This window comes from Saccharopolyspora sp. 6M (assembly GCF_020176775.1).
Classification (GTDB): domain Bacteria; phylum Actinomycetota; class Actinomycetes; order Mycobacteriales; family Pseudonocardiaceae; genus Saccharopolyspora_C; species Saccharopolyspora_C gregorii.
The window spans coordinates 1-23,987 of sequence record NZ_JAIUJZ010000182.1; the positions used below are offsets into that span (position 1 = coordinate 1).

Annotated in this window: 26 protein-coding genes; 21 read left to right on the forward strand and 5 right to left on the reverse strand. The window is 69.3% G+C overall.

Annotation, left to right across the window (positions count from 1 at the left end):
- A partial coding sequence (locus tag LCD31_RS21815; protein ID WP_374201673.1) for a DUF6542 domain-containing protein occupies positions 1-540 on the reverse strand: 540 nt, incomplete at its 3' end.
- A 247-nt stretch (positions 541-787) separates the two neighbouring features.
- Between LCD31_RS21815 and LCD31_RS21820 the strand changes: the two genes are divergently transcribed.
- The 4 genes from LCD31_RS21820 (at position 788) to LCD31_RS21835 (ending at position 7,467) form a co-directional block, all read left to right on the forward strand.
- Positions 788-2,377 (forward strand): sugar ABC transporter ATP-binding protein, encoded by a 1,590-nt coding sequence (locus LCD31_RS21820; RefSeq protein ID WP_224960709.1) that lies wholly within the window; start codon positions 788-790, stop codon positions 2,375-2,377.
- Positions 2,374-3,420 (forward strand): ABC transporter permease, encoded by a 1,047-nt coding sequence (locus LCD31_RS21825; protein WP_224960713.1) that lies wholly within the window; start codon positions 2,374-2,376, stop codon positions 3,418-3,420. Before LCD31_RS21820 ends, LCD31_RS21825 begins: the two co-directional genes overlap by 4 nt.
- 67 nt (positions 3,421-3,487) lie before the next feature.
- Positions 3,488-4,498 (forward strand): substrate-binding domain-containing protein, encoded by a 1,011-nt coding sequence (locus LCD31_RS21830; RefSeq protein WP_224960715.1) that lies wholly within the window; start codon positions 3,488-3,490, stop codon positions 4,496-4,498.
- Between the two features lie 389 nt (positions 4,499-4,887).
- A complete protein-coding gene (locus LCD31_RS21835; RefSeq protein ID WP_224960716.1) occupies positions 4,888-7,467 on the forward strand; it encodes a glycoside hydrolase family 172 protein in 2,580 nt (859 codons plus the stop codon).
- Positions 7,468-7,516: 49 nt separating this feature from the next.
- On the opposite strand, the gene LCD31_RS21840 is transcribed toward LCD31_RS21835, so the two are convergent.
- Positions 7,517-7,717, reverse strand: coding sequence for a hypothetical protein (locus LCD31_RS21840; RefSeq protein ID WP_224960717.1), 201 nt, complete (start codon positions 7,715-7,717; stop codon positions 7,517-7,519).
- Between the two features lie 206 nt (positions 7,718-7,923).
- Here LCD31_RS21840 and LCD31_RS21845 point away from each other — a divergent pair, with 206 nt between their 5' ends.
- Genes LCD31_RS21845 through LCD31_RS21860 form a run of 4 tightly spaced genes read left to right on the forward strand, consistent with a single transcriptional unit; the run spans position 7,924 to position 9,456 of the window.
- The gene (locus tag LCD31_RS21845; protein WP_224960718.1) at positions 7,924-8,778 is read left to right on the forward strand and encodes a helix-turn-helix transcriptional regulator; all 855 of its coding nucleotides are present in this window, start codon (positions 7,924-7,926) and stop codon (positions 8,776-8,778) included.
- Complete coding sequence (locus LCD31_RS21850; protein ID WP_224960720.1) at positions 8,778-8,972, forward strand: DUF397 domain-containing protein; 195 nt, start codon at positions 8,778-8,780, stop codon at positions 8,970-8,972. Before LCD31_RS21845 ends, LCD31_RS21850 begins: the two co-directional genes overlap by 1 nt.
- A gap of 38 nt (positions 8,973-9,010) precedes the next feature.
- Positions 9,011-9,208: a DUF397 domain-containing protein gene (locus LCD31_RS21855; RefSeq protein ID WP_224960722.1), complete on the forward strand. Its 198-nt coding sequence runs from the start codon at positions 9,011-9,013 to the stop codon at positions 9,206-9,208.
- A gap of 50 nt (positions 9,209-9,258) precedes the next feature.
- Positions 9,259-9,456 carry a DUF397 domain-containing protein gene (locus LCD31_RS21860; RefSeq protein WP_224960725.1) on the forward strand — a complete coding sequence of 66 codons (198 nt, stop codon included), beginning with the start codon at positions 9,259-9,261 and terminating at the stop codon, positions 9,454-9,456.
- A 3-nt stretch (positions 9,457-9,459) separates the two neighbouring features.
- On the opposite strand, the gene LCD31_RS21865 is transcribed toward LCD31_RS21860, so the two are convergent.
- Entirely contained in the window at positions 9,460-9,942 is a 483-nt protein-coding gene (locus LCD31_RS21865; RefSeq protein WP_308011319.1) for an N-acetyltransferase, read from the reverse strand.
- A gap of 231 nt (positions 9,943-10,173) precedes the next feature.
- Here LCD31_RS21865 and LCD31_RS21870 point away from each other — a divergent pair, with 231 nt between their 5' ends.
- The 4 genes from LCD31_RS21870 to LCD31_RS21885 are packed head-to-tail and all read left to right on the forward strand — an operon-like array spanning position 10,174 to position 12,507.
- A complete protein-coding gene (locus tag LCD31_RS21870; RefSeq protein WP_224960731.1) occupies positions 10,174-10,884 on the forward strand; it encodes a YbaB/EbfC family nucleoid-associated protein in 711 nt (236 codons plus the stop codon).
- A complete protein-coding gene (locus LCD31_RS21875) occupies positions 10,884-11,219 on the forward strand; it encodes a hypothetical protein (RefSeq protein WP_224960734.1) in 336 nt (111 codons plus the stop codon). The genes LCD31_RS21870 and LCD31_RS21875 overlap by 1 nt, the downstream gene beginning before the upstream one ends.
- Entirely contained in the window at positions 11,216-11,995 is a 780-nt protein-coding gene (locus LCD31_RS21880; protein ID WP_224960737.1) for a WXG100 family type VII secretion target, read from the forward strand. Before LCD31_RS21875 ends, LCD31_RS21880 begins: the two co-directional genes overlap by 4 nt.
- A complete protein-coding gene (locus LCD31_RS21885; RefSeq protein WP_224960740.1) occupies positions 11,992-12,507 on the forward strand; it encodes a hypothetical protein in 516 nt (171 codons plus the stop codon). Before LCD31_RS21880 ends, LCD31_RS21885 begins: the two co-directional genes overlap by 4 nt.
- A gap of 157 nt (positions 12,508-12,664) precedes the next feature.
- On the opposite strand, the gene LCD31_RS21890 is transcribed toward LCD31_RS21885, so the two are convergent.
- Positions 12,665-12,937 carry a GNAT family N-acetyltransferase gene (locus LCD31_RS21890; RefSeq protein WP_224960743.1) on the reverse strand — a complete coding sequence of 91 codons (273 nt, stop codon included), beginning with the start codon at positions 12,935-12,937 and terminating at the stop codon, positions 12,665-12,667.
- 480 nt (positions 12,938-13,417) lie between these two features.
- On the opposite strand from LCD31_RS21890, the gene LCD31_RS21895 reads away from it, so the two are divergent.
- The 7 genes from LCD31_RS21895 to LCD31_RS21925 all read left to right on the forward strand — a co-directional run bounded on the left by LCD31_RS21895 (position 13,418) and on the right by LCD31_RS21925 (position 19,433).
- A complete protein-coding gene (locus tag LCD31_RS21895; protein ID WP_224960746.1) occupies positions 13,418-14,596 on the forward strand; it encodes a PQQ-binding-like beta-propeller repeat protein in 1,179 nt (392 codons plus the stop codon).
- A 285-nt stretch (positions 14,597-14,881) separates the two neighbouring features.
- Positions 14,882-15,346, forward strand: coding sequence for a hypothetical protein (locus LCD31_RS21900; protein WP_224960748.1), 465 nt, complete (start codon positions 14,882-14,884; stop codon positions 15,344-15,346).
- Positions 15,347-15,554: 208 nt separating this feature from the next.
- Positions 15,555-16,022, forward strand: coding sequence for a hypothetical protein (locus tag LCD31_RS21905; RefSeq protein ID WP_224960751.1), 468 nt, complete (start codon positions 15,555-15,557; stop codon positions 16,020-16,022).
- A gap of 364 nt (positions 16,023-16,386) precedes the next feature.
- On the forward strand, positions 16,387-16,713 hold the full coding sequence (locus LCD31_RS21910) for a hypothetical protein (protein ID WP_224960753.1): 327 nt from the start codon (positions 16,387-16,389) through the stop codon (positions 16,711-16,713).
- Between the two features lie 7 nt (positions 16,714-16,720).
- Positions 16,721-17,290 (forward strand): DUF3558 domain-containing protein, encoded by a 570-nt coding sequence (locus LCD31_RS21915; protein WP_224960755.1) that lies wholly within the window; start codon positions 16,721-16,723, stop codon positions 17,288-17,290.
- A gap of 38 nt (positions 17,291-17,328) precedes the next feature.
- Positions 17,329-18,609: a hypothetical protein gene (locus LCD31_RS21920; protein WP_224960757.1), complete on the forward strand. Its 1,281-nt coding sequence runs from the start codon at positions 17,329-17,331 to the stop codon at positions 18,607-18,609.
- Positions 18,609-19,433 carry an ESX secretion-associated protein EspG gene (locus LCD31_RS21925; protein WP_224960759.1) on the forward strand — a complete coding sequence of 275 codons (825 nt, stop codon included), beginning with the start codon at positions 18,609-18,611 and terminating at the stop codon, positions 19,431-19,433. Before LCD31_RS21920 ends, LCD31_RS21925 begins: the two co-directional genes overlap by 1 nt.
- A gap of 1 nt (position 19,434) precedes the next feature.
- On the opposite strand, the gene LCD31_RS21930 is transcribed toward LCD31_RS21925, so the two are convergent.
- A complete protein-coding gene (locus LCD31_RS21930) occupies positions 19,435-20,424 on the reverse strand; it encodes a LacI family DNA-binding transcriptional regulator (protein ID WP_224960761.1) in 990 nt (329 codons plus the stop codon).
- Positions 20,425-20,693: 269 nt separating this feature from the next.
- Here LCD31_RS21930 and LCD31_RS21935 point away from each other — a divergent pair, with 269 nt between their 5' ends.
- On the forward strand, positions 20,694-22,109 hold the full coding sequence (locus LCD31_RS21935) for an L-fucose/L-arabinose isomerase family protein (RefSeq protein WP_224960763.1): 1,416 nt from the start codon (positions 20,694-20,696) through the stop codon (positions 22,107-22,109).
- 228 nt (positions 22,110-22,337) lie between these two features.
- Positions 22,338-23,831 carry an FGGY-family carbohydrate kinase gene (locus LCD31_RS21940; RefSeq protein ID WP_224960764.1) on the forward strand — a complete coding sequence of 498 codons (1,494 nt, stop codon included), beginning with the start codon at positions 22,338-22,340 and terminating at the stop codon, positions 23,829-23,831.
- Positions 23,832-23,987 lie beyond the last annotated feature (156 nt).

Here is a 23,987-nt window from a genome sequence, read left to right on the forward strand (position 1 = left end):
CGGCCGCTCCGCGGCCTCCTTCGGCGGCTTCACCGGCTTGCGCTTCTTGGTGGGCTGGTCGGCCGGGTCCAGGTCGTCCTCGGCGTCGTGGCGTTCCAGCCAGAACATCCGGGCGAGCCCGAACGCGAGGCAGAGCGCCGTGGTGATCGCCATCATCGGGAAGCCGGCGATGATCGGCTGCACGACGCCCAGCGCCTTGCCCATCATCCCGCTGCCGCCCCCGCCGCCGAACAACAGCACCAGCAGCGGCATGACCACGGTGGCGACCAGCGGCGGCTGCACCATCGGGCCGAACAGGCTCTCCCGCCGCACCAGCGCCACCCCGGCCACGCACCCGAGGAACAGGCCGATCTTGAAGATCAGTCCGGGGGTGCCGCTGATGAGCAGGTCGAGCCCGGCGCCGAGCGCGGTGCCGCCCGCGGCGATCAGCACCGCCGCCCATAGCGGGACGCCGCGGGTGCGGAAAGCGGACCGTTCTGCCCAGTGTGGGGCGCCGTTGTCGGGAGAGGGTGCGCTCTGGCGCTCGCGAGTGGCGGTCACGGCCACAACCGTAACGGTCAGGAACGCCCGCGGAACGACCTCTCCGGAAGTTGTTCCCCTAGCTGCGGTGCTTCCTGCCCTCATGACCGTTGCGAGGTCCGCGCGGGGCCGAATGGCGGCTGGGCGGCCCGCGGGTGGACTGTGAACCTTGACACAGGCAACTGGAAACTCTTAGCGTCCGAGCAATCGTTTTCTCGGCTCCGCGCGGTTGCTCCGGAATGACAGCGCTCGGGTGACGGGGGGAACCATGGCAGCGCCACTGGTAGAGCTGACCGGCATCACCAAACGCTACGGCGGTGTCCTGGCGTGCGACGGGATCGACTTGACCGTGCACGCGGGCGAGGTCCACGCGCTCCTGGGGGAGAACGGCGCGGGCAAGTCCACGTTGATGCGCGTGCTCTCCGGCGACATCGCCGACCACGAGGGCTCGATCGCGGTGGACGGCGCCCCGGTGCGCTTCGCGAAGCCCTCGGACGCGCAGCAGGCGGGCATCGCGATGATCCACCAGGAGCTGGACCTGGTGCCCGCGCTGTCGGTCGCCGACAACCTGTACCTGGGCCGGGAGCTGCGCCGCGCCGGTGTGGTGGACCGCCGCGCGATGGCGCAGCGCACCCGCGAACTGCTGTCCCGCACCGGCATCGAACTGGATCCGGCCCGGCCGGTCGGCGAGCTGCGGGTCGGTGAGCAACAGCTGGTGACGATCGCGCGGGCGCTGTCCCTCGACGCCAAGGTCCTGATCATGGACGAGCCGACCTCGGCGCTGTCGCACTCCGAAGTGGACCGGTTGTTCGCGGTGATCGCGGAACTGCGCAGGCGCGGCACCGGCATCGTCTACATCTCGCACCGGATGGATGAGATCGGTGCGGTCGCCGACCGGGCGACGGTGCTGCGCAACGGGCGCCGGGTCGCCGAGTTCGACGCCCGCGACCTCACCGCCGAGCAGGCCGCTGAGGCGATGGTGGGCCGCTCGGTGCGCACCCTGTTCCGCACCGCGGACGACCGGCCGCCCGGCGAGGAGCTGCTGTCGGTCGCGGGTCTCCGGGTGCTGCCGCGCCGGTACCGGGTGGGCAGGCGGGAACCGGACGGCATCGACGTGTCGGTGCGCGCGGGCGAGATCGTCGGCCTGTGCGGGCTGCTCGGGGCGGGCCGCACCGAGCTGCTGGAATCGCTGTTCGGCGCGGGCCCGGCCGGTCGCTGGGAGGGCTCGGTGGAGCTGGGCGGCGAACCGGTGCGCCCGCGCGGGCCGCGGGACGCGCTGCGCCGGGGCATCGCGTTCGTGCCGGAGGACCGCCGCGCCTCGGGGCTGGTGCTGGGGCACTCGGTGCGGGCGAACACGGTGCTGTCGGTGGTGCACCGGCTGGGCTTCGCCGGGTTGGTGCGCGGCCGCGCCGAGGTGGCGGCGACCGAGCGCAGCGTGGACCGGCTGAAGGTGAAGCTGGGGCGCATCGCCGACCCGGTCGGCACCTTGTCCGGCGGGAACCAGCAGAAGGTCGTGTTCGGCCGGATGTTGCTGACCGAGCCGCGGTTGCTGCTGCTGGACGAGCCGACGCGCGGCGTGGACATCGGCGCGAAGGCGGAGATCTACGAGCTGCTGGGCGAGATCGCGGCGCGCGGCATCGGCGTGCTGCTGGCGTCCTCGGAGCTGCCGGAGCTGACCGGCGTGTGCCACCGCGTGGTGGTGCTGCGGCACGGCCGCAGCGTCGCCGAGTTCGACACCACCCGGGCCGGTGAAGCCGAATTGTTGGCCGCCGCGATGGGGGAAAAGGTGTCGCCGGAGGGTGATTCATCGGCTGTCGAGACGGGGCGCGGCCCCGTCGCGGGGGGAGGAGCGCGATGAGCGAGCAGACGCGGCAGGAGGTCGCGCCCGGCGCGCCGGACCCGGTGCCCGGCCGGTCGAGGCGGCAGCGGGTCGAGACCCTGTTCCGGTTCCAGAGCTTCTTCGGCCTGGTCGCGGTGTTCCTGGCGGCGATCGTGCTGTCCCCGCGCGGCGACGACGGCCAGATCCTGTTCTTGACCGGCGACAACCTGTTCAACATCGTGCGCGCGGTCTCGGAGATCGGGATCATCGCGGTCGGGTTGACGTTCGTGATCCTGATCGGCGGCATCGACCTGTCGGTGGGCTCGGTGCTGGGCCTGGCCGCGGTGGGGTCGGCGGTGCTGCTGGTCAACGACGACTTCGGGGTGCTGGTGGCGGCGCTGCTCGTGCTGCTGATCGGCCTGGTCTTCGGGGTGCTGCAGGGCGCCGCGGTGGCGGTGCTGGGCGTGCAGGCGTTCATCGTGACGTTGGCGGGCCTGAACATCGCCCGCGGCCTGGCGCGGATGTGGTCGGGCGGGGAGACGGTGCAGATCTCCTACGGCGACGGCGCGGGACAGGCGCCGATGCTGTTCTCGCTGCTGGGGGAACGGACGTTCGGCGGCGTGGTCCCGATTCCGGCGTTGATCTTCGCGGTGGTGGCGGTCGCGGCGATCCTGTTCCTTCGCTACAGCGCTTATTCGCGGCACCTGTACGCGATCGGCGGCAACGAGAAGGCGGCGCGGCTGTCCGGTGTGCCGGTGAACCGGGTGAAGATCATCGCGTTCGCGCTGTCCGGCTTCTGCGCGGCGCTGGCGGGGATCGTGCACGCGGGGCAGCTGAACGCGGGCAGCCCGAACGACGGCCTGGCCTACGAACTGGACGGCATCGCGGCCGTGGTGGTCGGCGGCACGAGCCTCGCCGGCGGGCGCGGTTCGGTGGTGGGCACCATCGCGGGCGCGCTGCTGCTGGGGATCTTGAACAACATCCTGAGCTTGAACAGCGTCAACACCGACATGCAGCTGCTGATCAAGGGCTTGGTGATCGTGGCAGCCGCGGCGTTGCAGCGGCTGCGCCCGGCCGCGTGACCGGTCCGTTCCCCGATCCGCCCGTCCGCTCGAAGCGTCCCTGGTAGTTCCGCGGGAAGGAAGCACCATGCGAAAGACGACGAGGTCCGCGTTCGCCGCCGCCTGCGCCGCGTTGGCGGTGACGGCCGCCGCGTGCGGTACGACGAGCGAGAACAGCGGTGCGGCGCAGCCGCAGGATCCGCAGGCGGCGTGCGGCGGCCCGGACGGCCAGTACACGATCGGCATGAGCCAGGCGAACCTCGCCGAGCCCTACCGCGTGCGGATGGACGACGACATCCGCAAGGCCGCCGAGCGGGTGCCGCAGTTCAAGGACGTGCAGTTCGCCGACGCGGCCAAGGACAACGCCAAGCAGCTCTCGGACGTGGAGTCGTTCCTGACCAAGCAGGTGGACCTCCTGATGATCTCGCCGAACGAGGCGGCGCCCCTGACGGACATCGTGCGGCGGGCCTACAACTCGGGGACGCCGGTGGTCCTGCTGGACCGCAAGGTCAACGGGGACGCGTTCACCACCTACGTCGGCGTGGACAACGAGGCGATCGGCAGGCAGGCGGGCGAGTACTTCAAGAACGTGCTGTTCCCGGACGGCGGCAAGATCCTGGAGATCAAGGGCCTGTCCGGTTCGACGCCGGCGCACGAGCGGCACGACGGCTTCATGCAGGGCATCGCGGGCTCGAAGATCGAGATCATCGGTGCCGACGACGGCGGCTGGGAGCGGGCGGAGGGCCAGGAGAAGATGGACGCGCTGCTGAAGGCGCACCCGGACGCGCAAGCGGTGTACTCGCACAACGATCCGATGGCGGAGGGCGCCTACCTGGCCGCGCAGGCCGCCGGCAAGGCGGACCAGCTCAAATTCGTGGGCATCGACGGGCTGCCGATCGAGGCGGGCGGCATCAAAGCGGTGGAGCAGGGCCGGTTGCAGGCCACGTTCCTGAATCCGACCGGTGGCGAGGAGGCCGTGGAAGCGGCCAAGAAGATCCTGGTCGATTGCCAGCCGACGGAGAAGCACCAAACCCTTCCCACGGAATTGATCACGAAGGAGAACGCGGGTGAGGTGTACGCCCGGTTGAATCAGGGCTGAGACTTCCGGGGCTACCACATCTCACTTCTGATTCGGTGAAGGTGCAGGTCGCGCGCTAGGGCGAAACTCGTCCTGGCGTGCGACTTTTTCTTTAGCAAAGCGAGCTGTCGCCGAAGAGGAATCAAATCCACCTGGATGGTGGTAGTGGTCTCCGTGCAGTCCCGGTGACCATCTTAATGAGTGAATTTCGGAGTCCGGATTCCCGTGGTTCCGCGATGTTCCTTGGAGCCGGTGCGACCTCTTCCTACGCTTCGGGTGAAACCGAGCGTGCGATCTTGTGCGCCCGCGTTCGGGGGAACCGACCCATCCGTTCCCGACCGCGCACCACCGTCGAGTGACCAGGACAACGCTGTCCATTGTGGATAGTGATGTGGGGAGGGCGAGCTTTGATGAGAGACCGCAGGAGTGATGCGCTGCGCGCTGCGAGACGGCTGCCGAGGAAGTTCGGCGCGGTGCTCGGCGTGGCGTCGTTGGCGGCCGCCGCGCTGGTCGCCGACGCGGCCACCCACGGCGCGGCCCGGGCCTCGGCGCAGGAGCAGGAGCAGGCGCAGCCGCGGGCGGCGGGCAAGGGCAGCGTCGGGTGGGACACGTTCCGCGAACCGGGCGGCCTCGCCCAGCTGCGCGGCTCGGAGCACACCGGGCAGTTCTCCAGCTTCGCGAGGGACGGCAGCAACGACGACGGGTTCAACGGCACCTACTCCTGCCTGCGGCAGGCCGAGCGCGGCTGCGTGATCGCGGAGCGCGCGGGCGCCGGCGAGATCTCCTCCATCTGGTTCACCCGCGAACCGTGGGGCGACGTGACGGGCACCGGGAACATCGTGGTCGAGCTGGACGGCCGCACGGTGCTCGACGCCCCGCTGATCGACGTGGTGAGCGGCCGGGTGGGCGCGCCGTTCGAATGGCCCCTGGTCGGCAACGGCGACGACGCCGCGGGCGGTGCGGTGATCAAGGTGCCGATGCCGTACCGCGAGTCGATGCGGGTGACGGTGCAGAACAACCCGGACTTCTACCACGTGGACTACCGCTCGTTCGGCGACGCGGACGGCGTGCGGACCTTCGACCCGGCCGATCCGGCGCAGGACGTGCTGGCGCGGCTGCGCAAGTTCGGCATCGCCGACCCGAAGGGCGTGGACCCGGCGGCGCAGCCGACCCGCCGGGACTTCGCGGTGCCCCCGGGAGCGGCGGCACCGGTGGCGCAGCTGGACGGACCCGGCCAGATCAACGAGCTGCGGCTGCGCATCCCGCAGGTCGTGCCGAGCCCGCGGGTGATCGACGACGGCCGCGCGTTCGGCGAGGGCGGTGGCAGCCGGTTCGACGCGGCGGTGCACCCGCGCAACGCGGGCGTGCGCATCGTGCGCCGCTTCGACCCGCAGATCGCCGACCAGGTGGCCGGCCTCAGCGTGGACGGCGCACCGGCCGGCGAGTGGCGCAGCGGCGCCGCCGCACCGGGCGGCTGGGGCGTGCAGGCGATCGACGTGCCCCCGGAGCTGACGGCGGGCAAGTCCTCGATCGAGGTGGCGAACCGCTTCACGTCCTCCTCGGTGGACGTCAACGAGTTCCGCTACGACGTGCAGAGCCTCGTCGACGGCGAATGGGTGCGCACCGACGTGCTCGACGTCGGCCCCGGTCACCCCGGCGAGGAGGCCGCGCACGGTTACCGCATCGGCAACGCGGTGTTCGCCAGGGAGAAGCTGGTGGGCCGCTACGGGTTCGGCCCGGAGGAGGTCACCGCCTCCGAGCACGTGCTGGAGTCGGCGCGGCTGCGGATCACCTTCGACGGGCAGACCACGGTGGACGCCCCGATCGGCGAGTTCTTCGGCTCCGGCCTCGGCGAGCACGACGTGCGCACCATGATGAGCTCCATCGACCCGGGCGAGGACGGCTGGTACACGGCCTGGTGGCCGATGCCGTTCGACGAGAGCGCCACCGTGGAGATCGTCAACGGCGGCGGCGTCCCGATCGACGGCATGACCGCCGAGGTCTCCGTCGCGCCCCGCGAAGCCGACGAGAACGCCGGCTACTTCCACGCCACTCACCACCGCGGCCGGACCGTGGAGGGGGAGGACTGGAACTTCCTCGACGTGGACGGTTCGGGCACGTTCTACGGGGTCACGCACACCATGCGCGGGCTGATCCCGCCGAACGCGACGGCGACGCACCGCAACCAGCCGCTGTCCATCCCGGAGACGAACGCGGCGGCGAACCAGCGCAACTACCTGGAGGGCGACGAGCGCTTCTACGTCAACGGCGAGCGCAGCCCCGCCTGGTACGGCACCGGCAGCGAGGACTACTACGAGTCGGGCTGGTACTTCCGGGACGGCACCACGTTCTCGATGCCGCTGGCGGGCAATCCGGCGCACGAGCTGAACGGGGACGGCTGCCGGTACGACTGCACGGGCGCCTACCGGTTGCAGGTGCCGGACGCGGTGCCGTTCAACGACGGCCTGGTCGCGGGCATCGAGCACGGCCCGGACAACGACGAGCCGGGCGACTACAGCTCCACCGCCTACTGGTACGGCGGGCGACCGGCGTCGCAGGAGGAGGTCGACCGGATCGACCTGTCCGACGAGGGCAGCCGGGACGAGCACGGCTACCGGGCCGAAGGCGAGGTGGTGAACCTGCTGGACTCCCGCTTCGAGGGCACCGACGAGCAGCGCAGCGCGCCGGTGGCGGCCGCGACGGGGCCGGTGGGCTTCGACGTGGAGCTCGGCGAGGACAACCAGGGCGCCCGGTTGCGGCGCATCGGTGATCAGGCGCAGGCCTACCAGCAGGTGGAGGTGCGGGTGGACGGCGAGTCGGCGGGCACCTGGCTCCAGCCGCTGGGCAACGAGTCGCACCGCTGGCTGGAGGACGGCTTCGAGCTGCCGGTGGCGTTGACCGAGGGCAAGGAGTCGGTGCGGGTGGAGCTGATCCCGGTGCGGGGCGCTCCCGCGTGGACCGCCTCGGAGTACTCGGTGGTCGCGTTCTGACCCGTTGATCGAGCGCGGGGCCCGGTGGTCGTTCGGCCACCGGGCACCGTCATGTCCGGGGGTAGCAGCGCGCGCAGGAGTCCAGCGGCCACTCGTTCGGCGTCGGCGGCACGCACACCGCGCCGCAGTCGGCGAGCCCGAGCCGGGCCCGGTCGCCGTGCGAGATCCGGCGTTCGTTGCCCGGTGAGACCCGGTGGACCCGGTCGCTGGTGAACACCCCGCGCCAGCCGCGCGGTTCCGGCGCGGACATGCGCCACTCCCGAATTCCGTGGGTGGGACGCGGAACCGGCGATCCGGTCGGGGAGGGGGAGACCACCGGCCCCGCGCCAGCGACGGGAGGTTGTCGCTGGGGGTAATGTTAAGAGGGTTTTATTCCCTTGCATATTACCCCGATGAGTGAACATGATCGGCTCGTCCGGTCGTTAGGCTTCCTGGCGGAGGCGAGGGGAAGGTCCAATGCCGAGCACGCAGACACGCCGGAAACGCCGGATCGGCCAATACTTGCTGGAGTTGCGGGACGGCGCTGGACGAACGCACGGCGACGTGGCCGAGTTGCTCCGCAAATCGCAGACCACGATCTCGAAGATCGAGAACGGCTACCTGCTGTGCAACTTCGCGGAACTCGGCGCGATGCTGGCCTTCTACGGTGCGACCGAGCAGCAGCGGCGCGAAGCGCAGGCGATGTGGGACGACGCCAAAGTCGATGGCACGCGCATCCAGGTCTCCGCCGCCCACCCGGTGAAGTACCGGTCCTTCGTGCGTGCCGAAGCCGAGGCGGTGAGCATCCGGTTCATGGCCGCCCTGGCCGTACCAGGGCTGCTGCAGACGATCGACTACGCGACCGCTGTGCACGCCGCCGCGCGCAGGTTCGGCACGCCGAAGGACTTCCGCCGAGCCGTCCAGTCGCGGCGCGCTCGGCAACAGCGGCTGCACGAACCCGATCCGCCTGCGGTGCACGCGCTGATCGACGAAGCAGTCTTGCGTCGCCGGGTCGGCGGTCGCGAGGTGATGCGGGCGCAACTGCGGCATCTGCTGGAACTGGGCGAACGGCAGCACATCGTGCTCCAAGTGGTGCCGTTCGACGTCGGCGCGTACGGCACTTCATCCGGGCCGACCGTGATCTTGGGGTTCGGCGCGACGGACGATCCCGATGCGGTCTATCTGGAGTACCCGGGTGGCGGTTCCTGGGTGGAGAATTCCAGTGACGTCGAGGCGTTCGTGCTGACCTTCGACGACGTGGCGGACGAAGCGCTGTCGCCGGCCGAGTCGGCCCGGTGGATGCGCGATCTCGCGGAGCAGCTGGAGGACTGATGACCAGGAACCGTGTCTGGCGCAAGAGCAGCCGGAGCGGCGCCTTGAACGAGTGCGTCGAGGTCGCGTTGTCCGCCGACTCGACGGCCGTCCGCGATTCGAAGCTCGGTGCGGCGAGTCCCGTGCTGGCCTTCGGTCCCGCCTCGTTCGACACGTTCGTCCGCCGGCTCAAGTCCGGTCGCCTAGACCGCTGACGCGGCGTTGCTCTGTCACCGACGATCCGGAGGGCGTGGTGCACCGACATCAGATTTGGCGGAAGTCCAGCCGCAGCAACACCAACGGTGGCGCGTGCGTCGAAGTGGCGTTGGCCGGGGACTGCTCCGCCGTCCGCGATTCGAAGCTCGGGCAGGAGAGCCCGGTGCTGGCCTTCGGAACCGGTGCGTTCGACGCGTTCCTGGGTGCGGTCAAATCCGGACATCTCGACCGCTGACGCGGCGCTGCTCTTGCCCGGCCGATGTTCCAGGCGATCCGGAGGACTTGGTGCACCAGCATCCGACTTGGCGGAAGTCCAGCCGCAGCAACGCCAATGGTGGTGCGTGCGTCGAGGTCGCGCTGTCCGCCGATTCGACGGCCGTCCGGGATTCGAAGCTCGGGCCGGGGAGCCCCGTGCTGGCCTTCGGAACCGACGCGTTCGACGCGTTCCTGGGCGCGGTCAAGTCCGGTCGCCTCGACCGCTGACGCTCAGACGCCGAATGCCGCCGGGTACCGGACGAGCCCGGTCGCGGTGGGGCGCGAGGTGTCGAGGGACAGGGCGAGGAACGCGTCGTCGGGTGCTTCGAACGGCGCGCGCACTCCGAACCCGGAGGCCGGGGTGAACCCGAACCGCGGGTAGTAGTCGGCGTGCCCCAGCACGATCACCAGGTTCTCGCCGAGGTCGCGCGCGGCGTCGAGCCCGGCGCGGATCGCCGCCGAACCGGCGCCCCGGCCCTGGTGCTCGGGCAGCACCGCGCACGGTGCGAGCGCCAGCGCGGGCGCGTCGTCCACGTGGCAGCGGGTCAGCAGCGCGAACCCGACGACCGAGCCGCCGCCGTCCGCGCTGACGATCGAGAGCCCGTCGATCCACGCACCCCGATCGGCCCGCAGCGCGTCCACCAGGTCCGCTTCCTCCGCGGTCGGGAACGCGGCGACGTTCACCGCACGCACGGCCGCGACATCAGCGGGCACCTCCACCCGAGTAGTCCACATAGGACGCATCTCCCCGATTCCGGCACCTCGCGCACCACGACGACGCACGGCCCGGGACGCTAGCACCGGCCACCCGCCGACCGCCGCCGAATTCCGGCCGCACACCTGGCGATCGCACGGGAGTGACGCGGATCGCTTCCCGCCACCGAACCCGTCCCGTGTTCACGAACCCGGGCGCGGAACGGCGTGGTCTAGGTATGGTCCGGCCTCGTGGATCAACGGTGGCAGCTGAATGAGGAAGACCTCGGGCCGGAGGAAATCCGGAACTCCGGGCGACCGGAGGCGACGGACGACCTGCTTCGAGGCCAGGACCCGGAGGGTGTCGTCACGGTCCGCGTGACCGACACCGGGGAGTTCCGGTCGGTCGAGCTGGCCTCCGGCTGGAAGAGCGCTACTGATCCGCGCAGCCTGTCCGTACACGTCGTAGCGGCCGCGAACGACGCGACCATGCGGGCGGCGACGGCACAGGCCGAGCTCGTGCAATCCGCTCCGCCTGCCACTCGGCCCGAACCGGCCGAAGGCATCGCCACCTCCGATGACCCGATCACGGCAGCCGACGCGATGCAGCTCATCAACGCCGTCTCCACCGACCTGGAGGCGTTCAACCAGCGGATGACGGATGTCGTCGGCGCGACGGTGTCCGGCCAGAGCAGCGGCGGCCATGCCCGGGGGACGTCGGAACAAGGCCGGATCCTGGACCTCGTCATCGACGCGACCTGGTGCAGCGCAGCGCGCAACACCGAGATCGAAGGCGAACTCGCCGACGTCCTGCGAGTCCTGCGCGACAAAACCGCCCCGGGCGATGTGGCCAACGGACCGCAGAGTCCGGCGATCTCCCAACTGTTCGCCCTGGCGAGCGACCCGCAGCGATTCCTACGCCGCCTCGGCTTCGTCACCGACCAGCCCCCGAAGGGACTCTGATGGCACCCCCGAACGGCGAAGGAATCAAAACCGCCCTCGACGCCATGCACACCGACGCCGCCCTATGGCGCGAACAGGCCGAAGCCATGAACGGCCCCAAGCAAGCCGTGGAAGCGGTGAAGATCGAGCCAGGACAGCGGTTCTTCCTCAGCGACGAACTCGGCCTGGACGACACGTTGGAAGAGCTGCGCGTTGCGATCGGCAGCCTGATCGATCAGGGACAGCAGTACTTCAACAAGGTCGCCGACGATTTGACCGCTGCTGCGCAGCAGTACCAAGCCGACGACGACGCTGCCATGCAAAAGCTGCACGACCTGCTTGGAGAACACCCGTGACCACAGCCACCGGCGACGATGTAATCCACATGGTGAGCGGAAAGCTCACCGAAGTCCAAGAAATGATGCAGAAGCTCTACGACGGAGTCAACCAGCTACTGAGCTGGGTTCCGGAAGCCTTTATGCACTTGATCGAACCGATCAAGAAGGGCATGGAGGAAATCGTGAAGCTGCACAAGCAGATGTTCGACCAGATCATGCAGACCGTGGAACGGGCTGGCAGCCCCGGCCTGCTGCGAGCCGCGTCCCAACAGTGGGCTGATCTGGTGGCCGAGAAGTTGGGCACCGTCGCGGGTGATCTCAAACTTGACAAGCACCGCACCAACATCGAGTGGGAAGGGCGTGCGGCGGAAGCGTACAAGGCACTGGTTCCCGGCCAAGCCGACGCGGTCAACGGCACCAAGTCGGCTGCGGATAAGATGGTCACCGCGCTCGACACGCTGGCCAACGCGGTCGAAATGTTCTGGATCTCCATCGGTATCGCAGTGGTGACGTTCCTCGGTGGACTAGCTACAGCAATTGCGGGTTGTATTGGAGTTGTTACGGCGCCGCCAGGGCTAGCATTCGGCGTCAGTGTCGGTGTCGCCGCAATCGGCCTTGCCACAGCTGCCTTCAGTGCGTTCATCGGCGCCATTCAGCCGATCAACTCACAGATGAAATCCGCGCAGAAGACCATCGACGAACTCGGCGGGAAATGGGCGACACCGGAGAACGGTGTTGACTTGAGTGACGGTAGCTCCAGCGATGGTGACGAATCGAACTGGGAGGCGCGGTGATCATTCCAATCCCGGCTGGTCCGCAGCCGCCGCCGAACTACACTCAGGTTTCGCCCAGCTGGGCGCGAAAGGTGAAGACTCGGCTGGTTCTGCTGGGCCTGATTCTGTTGGTGGGGTCCCCGGTGATTGCGGTTGCCGCGATCTGGTGGGCTTTCGAATTGCCGGCTGCTGAAAATGCGGCCATGATTTTGGTGTCAGGCCTGTGTGGCCTATCTGGATTCTTTTCAATGATGGTCGGCGGGTTTGCTCTGATCGGCCAGTCCTATGTCAAGCGTGGTTGGTTGAACGTGACTTACGCTGCTGGCGTATGGCGCGCGTCGCTGGTGATTTGGATCAGTTGCGTGTTCTCCAGCTTCCTGAGTGGCGCCTTGTTCATCCTACTCGTGGGCGCGTCGGTTCGGAGGGGTGGCGCGTTCGATATGGGAAGCATTGCCTGCCTTGGGCTGATAGTTCTACCTGCCGTCTTGTCTGGAATGTGTTTTATGCTGGCTATTCAGAAGCTTCGCGTCTGAGCTCGGGGAGCTGGCCGCGCGGTCATCGCCATCCTGTATCGGCAAGGTCCATCCTCTTTGCCTCCATGGCATTGCGGTCAGATTTTACCGGCGTGGTGAGTGATGCTGCTACCTCGGCGGGGCTCTCGCGCGGACGAGTTGAACGAGACCATCTCGTTCATCGGACGAGTCCGGTCGGGGTGGGGTGCGAGGTGGCGAGGGGCAGGGCGAGGAACGTGTCGTCGGGTGCCTCCGCACGCCGAACCGGGAGGCCGGGGTGACATCCGAACCGCGGGTAGTAGTCGGCGTGCCCCAGCACGATCACCAGGTTCTCGTCGAGGTCGCGGACGGCGTCGAGCCCGGCGCGGATCGCCGCTGATCCGGCGCCCCGGCCCTGGTGCTCGGGCAGTACTGCGCATGGTGCGAGCGCCAGCGGGGGCGCGTCGTCCACATAGGACTTGTCTTCCCGATTCCGGCACCTCGCGCACCACGACGAGGCACGGCCCGGGACGCTAGCACCGGTCACCCGCCATCCGCCGCCGAATTCCGGCCGCACACCTGGCGATCGCACCGGAGTGATGCGGATCGCTTCCCGCCCGAACGGCCTCGTCGCCAGCGGGCGTCCGGCGATGATCGAGCCCGCGAACCAGGGGAGGTCCGCCGACGGCGGGGCGAGGGGTGCAGAGTGAACTGGTCGGGCAATCAGCCGCAGTGGAATCCGAGTCGGCAGCCGCAGGGCGGCTATCCGCCGTTCGGGCCCGTTCCGGGAAGTCCTCATCCGGGCGGACCACAGCCCGGAGGTCCGCCGCCGCATTTCCAGCCCCCGCCACCACCGCACTTCCAGCATCCGGGCGGCCCGTACCCACCCGCGCTGCGGAAGAAGACCCGCTGGTGGATTCCGGCTCTGATCATCGGTTTCGTCCTGGTCCTGGTGGCGGGAGGTGGCACGACGATCTGGTTCGCGACCAGACCGCCGCTGGCTGCCGGGTTCACGTGGAAGGACAGCGGTGCCGTCGGACTTGAGCTGATCAGGACGCTCTCCGCGGAGGGCGTGCTGGTGCAGGTCGTGTCGGACGAGGTCATCGGCGTGAGCGAAAAGACCGGCGAGGAGAAGTGGAGCTTCACCCCGCCCGACGGGACCGACGTGTGCGGAGCCTCGGACGAGGCCGTGAACGGACTCGCGGCCATCCACGTCGGCTCCAGCAGGACCGACTGCCCGCGCGTGATCCTCCTGGACGTTCGGTCCGGTGAGCAGAAGTGGACCGCGTCGCTGGCCCGGGACGAATCCTATGAGCCGGTCACCCGCGTCGTCGGAGACGGCGTGGTCGTCGTGGACGAGGAGCGGGTGTCGAAACTGGCGTTGAGCGATGGTGAGCCCCTGTGGAGCGAGGGCGTCGCGGTGGACCGGAGCTGCTCGATATCTCCGTCCCGGGTGAGCGCTCCGCGGACGGTGCTGGTTCGCGGTTGCGCGGACGGGTACGAGCTGGTCCTCGTGGACTCCGCCAGCGGCCGGACGATCGCGACGAGCCGGCTCGAAAATGACCTGCGGTACGAGGTCGTCTCCGCCGATCCGGTGGTGTTGAGCGCGAGGATCAGCCGCGATTCCGATGCCGTGCCGTCGTTCGTGTTCTTCGACGAGGACGCGAACCGGACTGCGGAAGTACGCGGAGTCGGCTCGTACGGCCGGCTCGACACGGGCGCGGCAGGTGGAATGGGCGGAGATCTGCGCCGGTACAGGGCTGTCATCGGACACGGCCTGCTCGTCACCGGGGTCAAACCCGCGAACGACTCGTACGCGGACTTCGACGAGGTCGTGGCATTCGATCTCGCCTCCGGAGCGGAGAGGTGGCGGTCTCGGGTCAGCCGGAACTCGGATGTCCGGCCGTTCGCGCTCACCGAACGCGGGTTCATCGCGTTCGATACGGCGGTGCGCGGCGGTTCGGCGCAGATCGTCGAATTGTCGGCGGCGAACGGTTCGATCACCGAGCTCAGCCCACCGATGCCGGACGTGTCGATCACCTCCGAGTACGACCTCCATTGGGACGGCGAGGCGGTGTGCGGCGCGAACAACAGCCTCGTCTCCGAGGACTCGCTGTTCTGCATCCGGTGATCAGCGGTGCGCCGCCACCCGGTAGACCAGAACTCCCGCAGCGGCGGACCGCGTCCACCCGATCCTGTCCGAACCCGGGCGCGGAATGACGTGGTCTAGGTGTGGTTCCGGCCTGTGAACGATCGAGGACGAGTGTCGGCCGGCGGAACTTCCGCGGCCGCGGAGAGCGGTGCGGGCCGAAACGGCGCCGGGTGACGGCAGTGTCAGTGATGGCGACGGGTCGAACTGGGAAGTGCGGCGATGATCCCGATTCCGGTCCCCCAACCACCTCCGCAGTACGTTCCGGTGTCGATCGAGTGGTCGCGGAAGCGGCGGCGGCAGCTCGGCTTGACCGGATCGGTGCTGGTGCTCGTGTCGTTGGCGGTCGCAGGGGCGGGAATTCCGCTGGTGTTCTCGCTCCCGGACATGGGTGGTGTAGCCGAGATCATGTGGGTGGGATTCCTCGCCGTGTCCGTGTTCTTCTCCTTCGCGATGGGCGTGCTGTGCCTGCTCGGGGTGTCGTACATCAAGAACGGTTGGCTCAACCTCACCGCGGCCCAAGGGTTGTGGCGCTCGTCGCTGGTTGTGTGGATCTTCTCCGTGATCGGTGGAGTGCTCGGAGCGGCCGTCTTGGCGCTGGGGGCAGCGTCGGCAGCACGCGACGGAGCTGCACCAGGCGTGGCGACCGCGCTGTGCTTCCTCGCGACGATCTTGCCCGCGGCGATGTGCGGCGCCGCATGGACAACGGTCGTTCAGAGGATCCGATGGTGAACCGAGGACACGAGAGCCGGCGGAATCCGATCAACTCCCAGATCGAGGTTCTCCGCAGTGCGGTCGACGGGATCGGGGACAGCTGGGCGAAGCCGGACAACGGGGTCGACCTGAGCGATGGCGGCGTCAGCGATCGGGATCCGTCGAATGGGGAGGCTCGATGATTCCGATTCCTACCGGCCCGCCACCTCGGCCGAACCTCGTTCCGGTGGCGCCTGAGTGGGAGCGCGCTCGCAAGGTGCGCTTGCTGCTGACGGGACTGGTGCTGTTGATCGCGTCCCCGGTCGTGGCGGTGGTCGAGGCGTTGTGGATGTACTTCCTGCCCATCAGCGACGATCCGTTCTCCTGGTCAGGTTTGCTCCTGACCGGGACGGCGGCGCTGTTCTGCTGGTTGTTGGGATTGTGCTCGGTGCTCAGCCAGTCGTACTTCAAGCGGGGAGCCGTCGACATCGCGGGTGTCCGGCCGTTCCTTCGGCAGGCCGTGGTGCTGTGCGTCGGCACCGCGTGCGTGAACGCGTTCAGCCTGTTCTTCTTGGTGTTCGTTTCAGCGGACCGCGCGGACGAGTTGGACGCGACCATCTCGTTCTATCTGGCGATCGCGGCTGTTCCCATGGTCATGGCGCTGGTTTGTTGCGTTCAGATGTTCCAATGCCTGCGGCCAGAATCTCGTTCATGACGGAGCGCTCTGCTTCTCGGCGCTGCTGGAACTGCTGTTGCTGATCGATTTTGCTTGTCCGGTCCCTTGCGGTGGTGGATGTGGTCTCGACTGCAGGTGGCGGGTCGACGCGACGCGGGTGAGCCGGGTGGCTGGAATGGGGAGTCGGGCTGGTCGGCTGACTGGTCGAGTGTTGGTGCAGGTCAGCGCTTCGGTCTATTCGTTTCCGGGAAAGAGGATGGGCCGATCGGGTGGCGAGTGCGCGAGGAGCGTCACCCGCTACTGTGTTGATCGTCATACAGGTGGTTGAGTAGGTTCCCGCACGCGGGGAGGGGCGGGCGTGCACCATGCTCAGCTGACGCGTGGACATGCCAGGGGAGGAAGCATGACCGGGTTCAGGATAGACCCAGAGGCGCTCGAGGCGGCGATCCGAGAACTCGAGGATGCGCGGGAACGGGCGGCTGGCTTGGTGAATGCGGCGCATGCGGCGACGCCGGGTGAGCTGACCGCGAAAGATTCGGTAACCTCAGAGGCTCGTGAACTATTCCGCGAGCGAGCCGGTGGGGCCGAGTTTTCTCTGCAAGCTGCTGCTGAAGAAATTACCCAAAAGCTTACGGCTAAGATTGAATCTTACCGGGCAACGTTGGATGAGTATCGCCTTGCTGACGACAATGCCTCGGTGGATGCGGACAAGATCGATAGGCGGTCGTAGTCTAGATATGGCACTTTCGTTTCGTTTCGGTGTCGCCGTGTTCGCGGCTTTTCTGGCTTCTGGGTGCGCTGTTGGGGGGTCAAGCGGCGGCGAGGCGCCCGGATCGGATTCCCGGCCGACATCGGAGATCAACGACCCGCGCGATGCGGCTTCTGTGCAGCAGTGCAGCTTGTTGAAGTCGGAAGATATCCAGGCTCTGGGGCTATCTCCGGATGGAAAAGTTAAGCCGAACGAACTTGATCCCAGTATGCCGGACAATTGCACCTGGGAATCCGATGATGGAAAAAAGTCGCTGGCTGTGACAGTTTTTCCGGGGCGGTCTATCCAGCAGTATCGAGATAACTCTGATAGTTATGTCGATTTTTCTGAGATGGTCATCGCGGGGCATCCTGCTGTGCAGGCGAACGCGAGTTCCCCGGAAGGGGGCAGCTGCGGGATTTTCCTCGGGACGAAGGACGATCAAGTAGTTTCGGCAGTGGCGATTGACTTCACCAAGGCTGAGAAGCCGTACGACCCGTGCCCCCTGGCGAAGAGCGCGCTAGAGGCTTCGGTTCCGACACTGCCTGCGGCCAAATAGAGGGGGTTGAAGTGGTTTCTCTTGATTCAGGTCCCGGCATGTGCTTCGCGGGTATGGCGAAGCAGCTGCGCGCGGACATGGGTGGTTCTCCTGAAGCCGGTTCGCTGCCGAGCGCGTTGAACCACGGTAGTGCGGCGTGGGATACGGCCCGGAAGAAGTTCGAGCAGCTGGCGACGGACGTGGAGTCCGCGCTCCGCAAGGCCGAGACCGCGCACGAAGGTCGCGCCGCCGATGCCGCGCAGGCGTCGATCAACGAGATCGCGCCGCACGCGCGGGCGGCCGCGGAGACCGCCGGTGCCGTGAGCAAGGCGCTGGAGAACCAGGCCACCACGCAGACCTCGACCTTCCACGAAATCCCGGGCAAGGGCGAGACCCTCAACAACGGGCGTGAGGTGCAGCTCGACCCGCCGCAGAAGGGCTGGGTCGAGGAAGGCGGTTGGGACGACACCTGGATCCTCGGCTGGGCGAGCGACTACGAGGAGCGGATGGAGGACTTCCAGCTCACCAACGATCGCGCGCTCGAGATCAAGGAGCGCTACCAGCGGGAGACCGAGACCAACCTCAACTCGGTCCCCGAGTTCCAGCCCATGCCCGGGGAGGAGTCGAACTCCCCCGCCCCCGGCGCGACGACGCCTTCCGCGCGGGATGCGATGGGGAATTCGCAGTTCAGCAGCGTGTCTTCGCACGGTGGTGGGGTTCCGGCGGGGACTTCGTCGTCGTGGGCGTCGTCGCCGACTCCGGGTGGTGGGGCTCCGTCGCTGGGCACCGGGAACTCCGGTGGGGTTCCGGCCGGGTCCGGTTCCGCGTGGGCTCCGTCGCCGCAGCCGGGCGGCGGGCTGGCACCGGGCGTGGTGCGCGGTCCGGACGGCACGTTGTACCGGCAGAACCCCCAGACCGGGGCGTGGGAGCGGCAGAACCCGTACAACGGTCGCTGGGCTCCGGCACCGGGCGGTGGTCCTGGTGGCGCCGCGGGTGGTCGCGGTGGCGTCGGTGCTGGTGGTTCCGGGGGCCGCATGGGCGGCCTCGGCGCCGGTGCTGGTGCCGGTTCGGGCACGGGCGCCGGTGGTCGCGCCGGGATCGGTGGCCTGGGCGGTGCCGGTGGCGGGACGTCCGCGTCCGGTGGCGCCGGTGCGGCCGGTGCTCGCGGCGGTGCGGGCGCGCCGGGCGGCGTGGGCGGTGGGCAGCGCGGTGCTCAGCAGGGCGAGGACGCCGAGCACGAGCGGCCGAGCTGGCTCATCGAGGAGGAAGACGTGTTCACCAACGACATGCGGGCGGTGGCCCCGCCGGTCTTCGGCGACTGGGAGAACCAGGACCGCTGATGGCACGAGGCAGGATGTCGATCAGCCCGTTGGCCGCCGCCTACCTGTGCGAGCGGTTCGATAGCCACGTCCACCCGCTGCTGCGGGTGGGCAGGCTGGCGGGCGAACCCACCCGCGACGAGCTGGCTCGCGCCGCCGAACTCGGCAGGCAGGACCTGGCCCGACGCGGGTACTTGGAACGGGACGAGCTGCACCCGTTCCTGGACGACGCGTGGCAACTGCTGTCCCGGCCGCCGCTGGCGGTCGGGGTGGCGGTGCATGCCAAGCGCGGCACCTCGTTCAACGCGGTCTGCGTCGAGCACGGCCGCGCCACGGTGCGCGCGTACCAGGCCGACGGTGAGAACAACGACGACCTGCAGGACATCGTGCTCAGCAGGCACGAGTACGGCGGCCCCGCCGGCAACGCGGTCGAACTGATCGGCGCGCCCGCCTCGGGTGGTGGCGGCACGGCCAGCGTGCCGGTCGAAGTGCTCGACGGCGCGACCGCGCGGATGCGCCGCAACCCCACCGGCAGCCTGCTCAGCGCGCTCACCGGCGCCGGGGTGAAGAGCGCCGACGCGCGGGTGCTGGCGTCGGTGCTCACCGCGGAACGCGAACTGGACGGGGTGTTCACCGCGCGCAGCCACGACCGCCGGGTCGGGCGCACGCACCGGCCACCGTTCTCGGTGTCGTTCTTCACCGGGGCCGACGGCTGCTACCTGACGCAGAAGCGGGAAGGCGGTGACGGGCGCCAGTGGTTCACCGTCGCGCCCGCCGACCGGCGCAAGCTGACCGCCAAGATCGAAGAGATGGCGCGGCTGGTGGCACTGCCCGCCGCCCGGTGACTCACCGGCGGGCGGTGCTGCCCCGCGCGACGAGGTGGGCCGACAACGTGCGCGTCGCCGGCTCACCGACGTCACCCCCGATGCGGCGCAGCAGCAGCTGCGCACCCAGCGCACCCATGTCGTAGGCGGGCTGCGCGACCACGCTCAACGGCGGGTCCAGCAGCGTCGCCCACGGCGCGTCGTCGAACGCGATCACGCCGACGTCGCGGCCGGGCCGCAGGCCCAGTTCGCCCAAGGTCTCCAGCACGCCCACCGCCATCGCGTTGTTCGCGACCAGCAGCGCATCCGGCGGCTCCGGCCGGTCCATCAGCTGCCGCGCCGCGCGCCGGGCGCCCGCCGCGCGGAACTCGGTGTGCCGCACCAGGCCCGCGTCCGCGAGCCCCGCCGTGCGCAGGCCGTCCCGGTAACCGGCCAGCCGCGCGTCGGCCGTCGGCATCCCGCTCGGACCGGTCAAGCAGCCGATGCGGCGGTAGCCCTGGTCGGCCAGGTGCAGCGTGGCGCTCCGCGCCGCACCACCGCTGTCCACCAGCACCGTGTCCCCGCCACCCGGCAGCGGTCGGTCCAGCGCGACCACCGGGACCGCGTGCGCCCGCAGCAGCGCGGCGCTCTCCTCCCGGCCGGTGGGGGACAGCAGCACCCCGGCGACGCGTTCCTGCAACGCCACGTCCAGGTATTCGCGTTCCTTCGCCGGATCGTCGTCGGAATTGCACAGCACCACCGAATACCCGGCGGCGTGCGCCACGTCCTCCACGCCGCGCGAGATCGCGGTGAAGAAGGGGTTCTCGACGTCCGAGATGATCAGCGCGAGCACTGCGGTCTCCTGCTTGCGCAGGTTCCGGGCCGGGCCGTTCGGCCGGTAGCCCAGCTCGTCCGCCGCGGCCACCACCCGCGCCGCCAGCGCCGGATCCACCGTGCTCTTGCCGTTCAGCGCCCGCGACACCGTCGCGGTGGAGACCCCGGCCCTGGCCGCCACATCACTGATCGTCGCCACCGGACCTCCTGCTGTCGGCTGGCCGCGTGGTCGCGGCGCGGATTCCTTGACAGTTCCGACGAGGCCAGAATAACTTCCGAGAAATCGATTGCTCATAACCCGGTCGGTCAACGATGCACGAACTCGGGTGCAGGCGGCAGGCGCGGAACCCCAGCGCAGGCGGACCCGGAGCGACCTGCCGGGAGCGGTGCAAGTCGAGGAGCCGGCGTTCCGAACCCGGGACGGCGGCGAGTCCGGACCCAGCACGTTCCGAGAACCCGGGAGGCCCCGTGGCCCGCATCGGTGTCATCTCCATCTCCGACGGTCGTGATCACGTGCACGCGCGCAACGCCGACTTCATCCGGCTCAAGCAGGACGGTCTCGTCGCCGCGCTCACCGCGGCCGGGCACGACGTCGTCGCCGGTCGAGAACTCGTCGCCGACAACGTGCTCGCCAGCTCCGTGGCCCGCGAGGTCGCGGCCGCCGACGTGGACGTCACCGTCCTCTACTACGCGGTCTGGTCGTTCCCGCACTTCACGATGCTCGCCGCCGACGCCACCCGCAGCCCGCTGGTGCTCGTCGCCAGTACCGACCCCACCGAACCGGGCCTCGTCGGCATGCTCGCCGCGGGCGGCGCGCTCGACCAGATCGGGCGCGAGCACACCCGCGCCTGGGGCGCTCCCGACGACCCCGAGCTCGCCGCCACCATCGGAGTCCAGGCCACCGCCGCCGCGGCCGTCGCCTCGCTGCGCGGCTCCACCTTCGGTCGCTTCGGTGGCCGGCCCATGGGCATGAACACCGCCGTGGCCAACACCGACCAGTGGCAGCGGCAGTTCGGCATCGACGTCGAGGAGATCGACCAGTACGAACTCGTGCTGCGCGCCGAGAAGGCCGACGCGGCCGAAGCCCGCAAGGCCCGCGAGTGGATCGAGCGGCACGCCGCCGGGGTGCACTACGACGGCGCGAAGCTCACCCCCGAACTGCTGGAACGCCAGATCCGCTCCTACATCGCCGTCCGCGAGATCATCGCCGAGCGGCACCTCGACTTCTCCGGCATCAAGGGCCAGCCGGAACTCACCGAGAACTTCGCCACCATGGACGTCACCGAGGCCTTCCTCAACGACCCCTACGACTGGAACGGCCCCAAGGACACCCACGTCTGCGCCACCGAAGCCGACATGGACGGCGCGCTCACCATGCAGCTGTTCAAGCAGGTCGCCCGCACCCCGGTGCTGTTCGCGGACGTGCGGCACTACCACGCGGACCGCGACATCTGGGACCTGTGCAACTCCGGCCAGCACGCCACCTGGTACGCGGTGCGCAGCGACGACCCGGCCGAGAACCTCGCCAAGGTCAACTTCTACCCGGAGGTGTTCTTCTTCCCCGCGGGCGGCGCCTCCGTGCAGCACATCGCCGCGCCCGGGCAGATGACCCTCGGCAGGCTCACCAGAGAAGCGGGGGAGTACCGGCTGCAGCTGATGCTCGGCGAGTTCGAGAACTACGACGAGGACACCAACCGCGCTCTCGTCGAGCAGTCCACCCCGGAGTGGCCGCACGCGTTCGCCCGGCTCGACGCGCCCGGCGAGGTGTTCCTGTCCAGGTTCGGCGCCAACCACGTGCACGCCGTGCCGGGCGACCACCGCGCCGCGCTCCGCGCCGTCGCCGGCCAGCTCGGCGTCCGCCTCGACGAGTGGACCCGCGGCTGAGCGGCGCACCGGATCGAACAAGCCGGAACGGGCCGAAACAAACACGCGCGCGTCCCGCATCGAAGCGCAGGTCAGTGCGTTGGTCCAGCGGCCATCGGCGGGAACCGGGCTCCCGCCGATGGCCCAGCGGGCCGCGCGCGTGCCCGAATCGGACAGGAGTGCGGATCGCCCGGGCGGCGGGTCTTTACGATGCCGCGGGGAACACCGGACGAGCGGGAGGAACAGGCGATGGCTGAGGGCGTGCTGATCGGGATCGACATCGGAACGTCGAGTTCCAAGGGGGTCCTGGTCACCACCGACGGGCGGATCGTGGCCAGGTCGACCAAGCCGCACGACACCTCCTACCCGCACCCGGGCTGGGTCGAGCACGACGCGGAATCGGTGTGGTGGAACGACTTCACCGCCATCGTGCGGGACCTGCTGCCCGCCGCCGAGGGACGCACGATCGAAGGACTCGGCGTCAGCGGCATCGGACCGGTGCTGCTGCCCGCCGACGGCGACGGCAACCCGCTGCGGCCCGCGATCCTCTACGGCGTCGACACCCGCGCCACCACCGAGATCGCCGAGCTCACCGAGGAGTTCGGCGCCGACGAGATCCTGCGCCGCGGCGGCTCCGCGCTGACCAGCCAGGCCGTCGGGCCGAAGATCCGGTGGCTCGCGAAGAACGAACCCGAGGTGTACGCGCGCACCGAGAAGCTGCTCATGTGCAGCTCGTACCTGGTGCACCGGCTCACCGGGCGCTACGTGCTCGACCACCACTCCGCCAGCCAGTGCGACCCGCTCTACGACCTGCGGGCCCGCGACTGGTCGAAGGACTGGGCGCAGCGCGTCGCCCCGGACCTGCCGCTGCCCGAACTCGCCTGGCCCACCGAGGTCGTCGGCCGCGTCGGAGCGCACGCCGCCGCCGAGACCGGGCTGCCCGAAGGGCTCCCCGTCACCACCGGCACCATCGACGCCTGGGCCGAGGCCACCAGCGCCGGCGTGCGCGAACCCGGCGACGTGATGCTGATGTACGGCACCACCATGTTCTTCGTGCAGGTGCTCACCGACCCGCGGCCGCATTCGGCGCTGTGGGGGACCTGCGGGGTCTTCCCGGACACCTACACGCTCGCCGCGGGCATGGCGACCTCCGGCGCGGTCACCGACTGGATCCGGCGGCTCGTCGACGGCGACTTCGCCGAACTCGTCGAGCAGGCCGCGGGCGCGCCCGCCGGCAGCCGCGGCCTGCTGCTGCTGCCGTACTTCGCGGGGGAGCGGACGCCGATCTTCGACCCGGACGCGCGCGGTGCGCTGCTCGGGCTCACCACCAGCCACGGGCGGGCCGAGGTGTACCGGGCAGCGCTGGAAGGCATCGGCTACGGGGTGCGGCACAACCTCGAAGCGATGAGCTCCGCGGGCGGCCGGGCCGGGCGGCTCGTCGCCGTCGGTGGCGGCACCCAGGGCGGGCTGTGGACGCAGATCGTCTCCGACATCTCCGGCCAGGAGCAGCAGATCCCCAGCGAGACCGTCGGCGCCGCGTTCGGCGACGCCCTGATGGCCGGGATCGCCACCGGCACCGCCGTGGACGAGCGGCAGTGGAACCCGGTCGCCCGCACCGTCGTGCCCGACCCGGAGCGCACCGAGCGCTACGACGCCTTCTACCAGCACTACCTGGAGCTCTACCGCGCCACCGCGGACATCCAGCACTTCCTCGCTCGTCAGCAGCACGCCGCTGACGACTGATCGCTTCTCCCCCTGCTGATCGGGGGTGGGGCGGCGGAACCTCAGCGGGATTCTCGCTGCGGGATCTTTTTCACCGGTGGCTCCGCCACAGGAGAAAACGCTGTCCTCGCGAGAATCCCGCTGAGAACCCGCGGGTGGTCCCGTTGCGCGGGTGGT

What these genes read in the sequence shown, in the direction of transcription:
- LCD31_RS21845 (WP_224960718.1), top strand. Translation starts at nt 7,924, where the DNA reads ATGCCGAGCACGCAGACACGCCGGAAACGCCGGATCGGCCAATACTTG.
- LCD31_RS21875 (WP_224960734.1), top strand. Translation starts at nt 10,884, where the DNA reads ATGGCACCCCCGAACGGCGAAGGAATCAAAACCGCCCTCGACGCCATG.
- LCD31_RS21840 (WP_224960717.1), bottom strand. Translation starts at nt 7,717, where the DNA reads ATGTCCGCGCCGGAACCGCGCGGCTGGCGCGGGGTGTTCACCAGCGAC.
- LCD31_RS21830 (WP_224960715.1), top strand. Translation starts at nt 3,488, where the DNA reads ATGCGAAAGACGACGAGGTCCGCGTTCGCCGCCGCCTGCGCCGCGTTG.
- LCD31_RS21825 (WP_224960713.1), top strand. Translation starts at nt 2,374, where the DNA reads ATGAGCGAGCAGACGCGGCAGGAGGTCGCGCCCGGCGCGCCGGACCCG.
- LCD31_RS21910 (WP_224960753.1), top strand. Translation starts at nt 16,387, where the DNA reads ATGACCGGGTTCAGGATAGACCCAGAGGCGCTCGAGGCGGCGATCCGA.
- LCD31_RS21925 (WP_224960759.1), top strand. Translation starts at nt 18,609, where the DNA reads ATGGCACGAGGCAGGATGTCGATCAGCCCGTTGGCCGCCGCCTACCTG.
- LCD31_RS21920 (WP_224960757.1), top strand. Translation starts at nt 17,329, where the DNA reads ATGTGCTTCGCGGGTATGGCGAAGCAGCTGCGCGCGGACATGGGTGGT.
- LCD31_RS21915 (WP_224960755.1), top strand. Translation starts at nt 16,721, where the DNA reads ATGGCACTTTCGTTTCGTTTCGGTGTCGCCGTGTTCGCGGCTTTTCTG.
- LCD31_RS21820 (WP_224960709.1), top strand. Translation starts at nt 788, where the DNA reads ATGGCAGCGCCACTGGTAGAGCTGACCGGCATCACCAAACGCTACGGC.
- LCD31_RS21940 (WP_224960764.1), top strand. Translation starts at nt 22,338, where the DNA reads ATGGCTGAGGGCGTGCTGATCGGGATCGACATCGGAACGTCGAGTTCC.
- LCD31_RS21835 (WP_224960716.1), top strand. Translation starts at nt 4,888, where the DNA reads ATGAGAGACCGCAGGAGTGATGCGCTGCGCGCTGCGAGACGGCTGCCG.
- LCD31_RS21850 (WP_224960720.1), top strand. Translation starts at nt 8,778, where the DNA reads ATGACCAGGAACCGTGTCTGGCGCAAGAGCAGCCGGAGCGGCGCCTTG.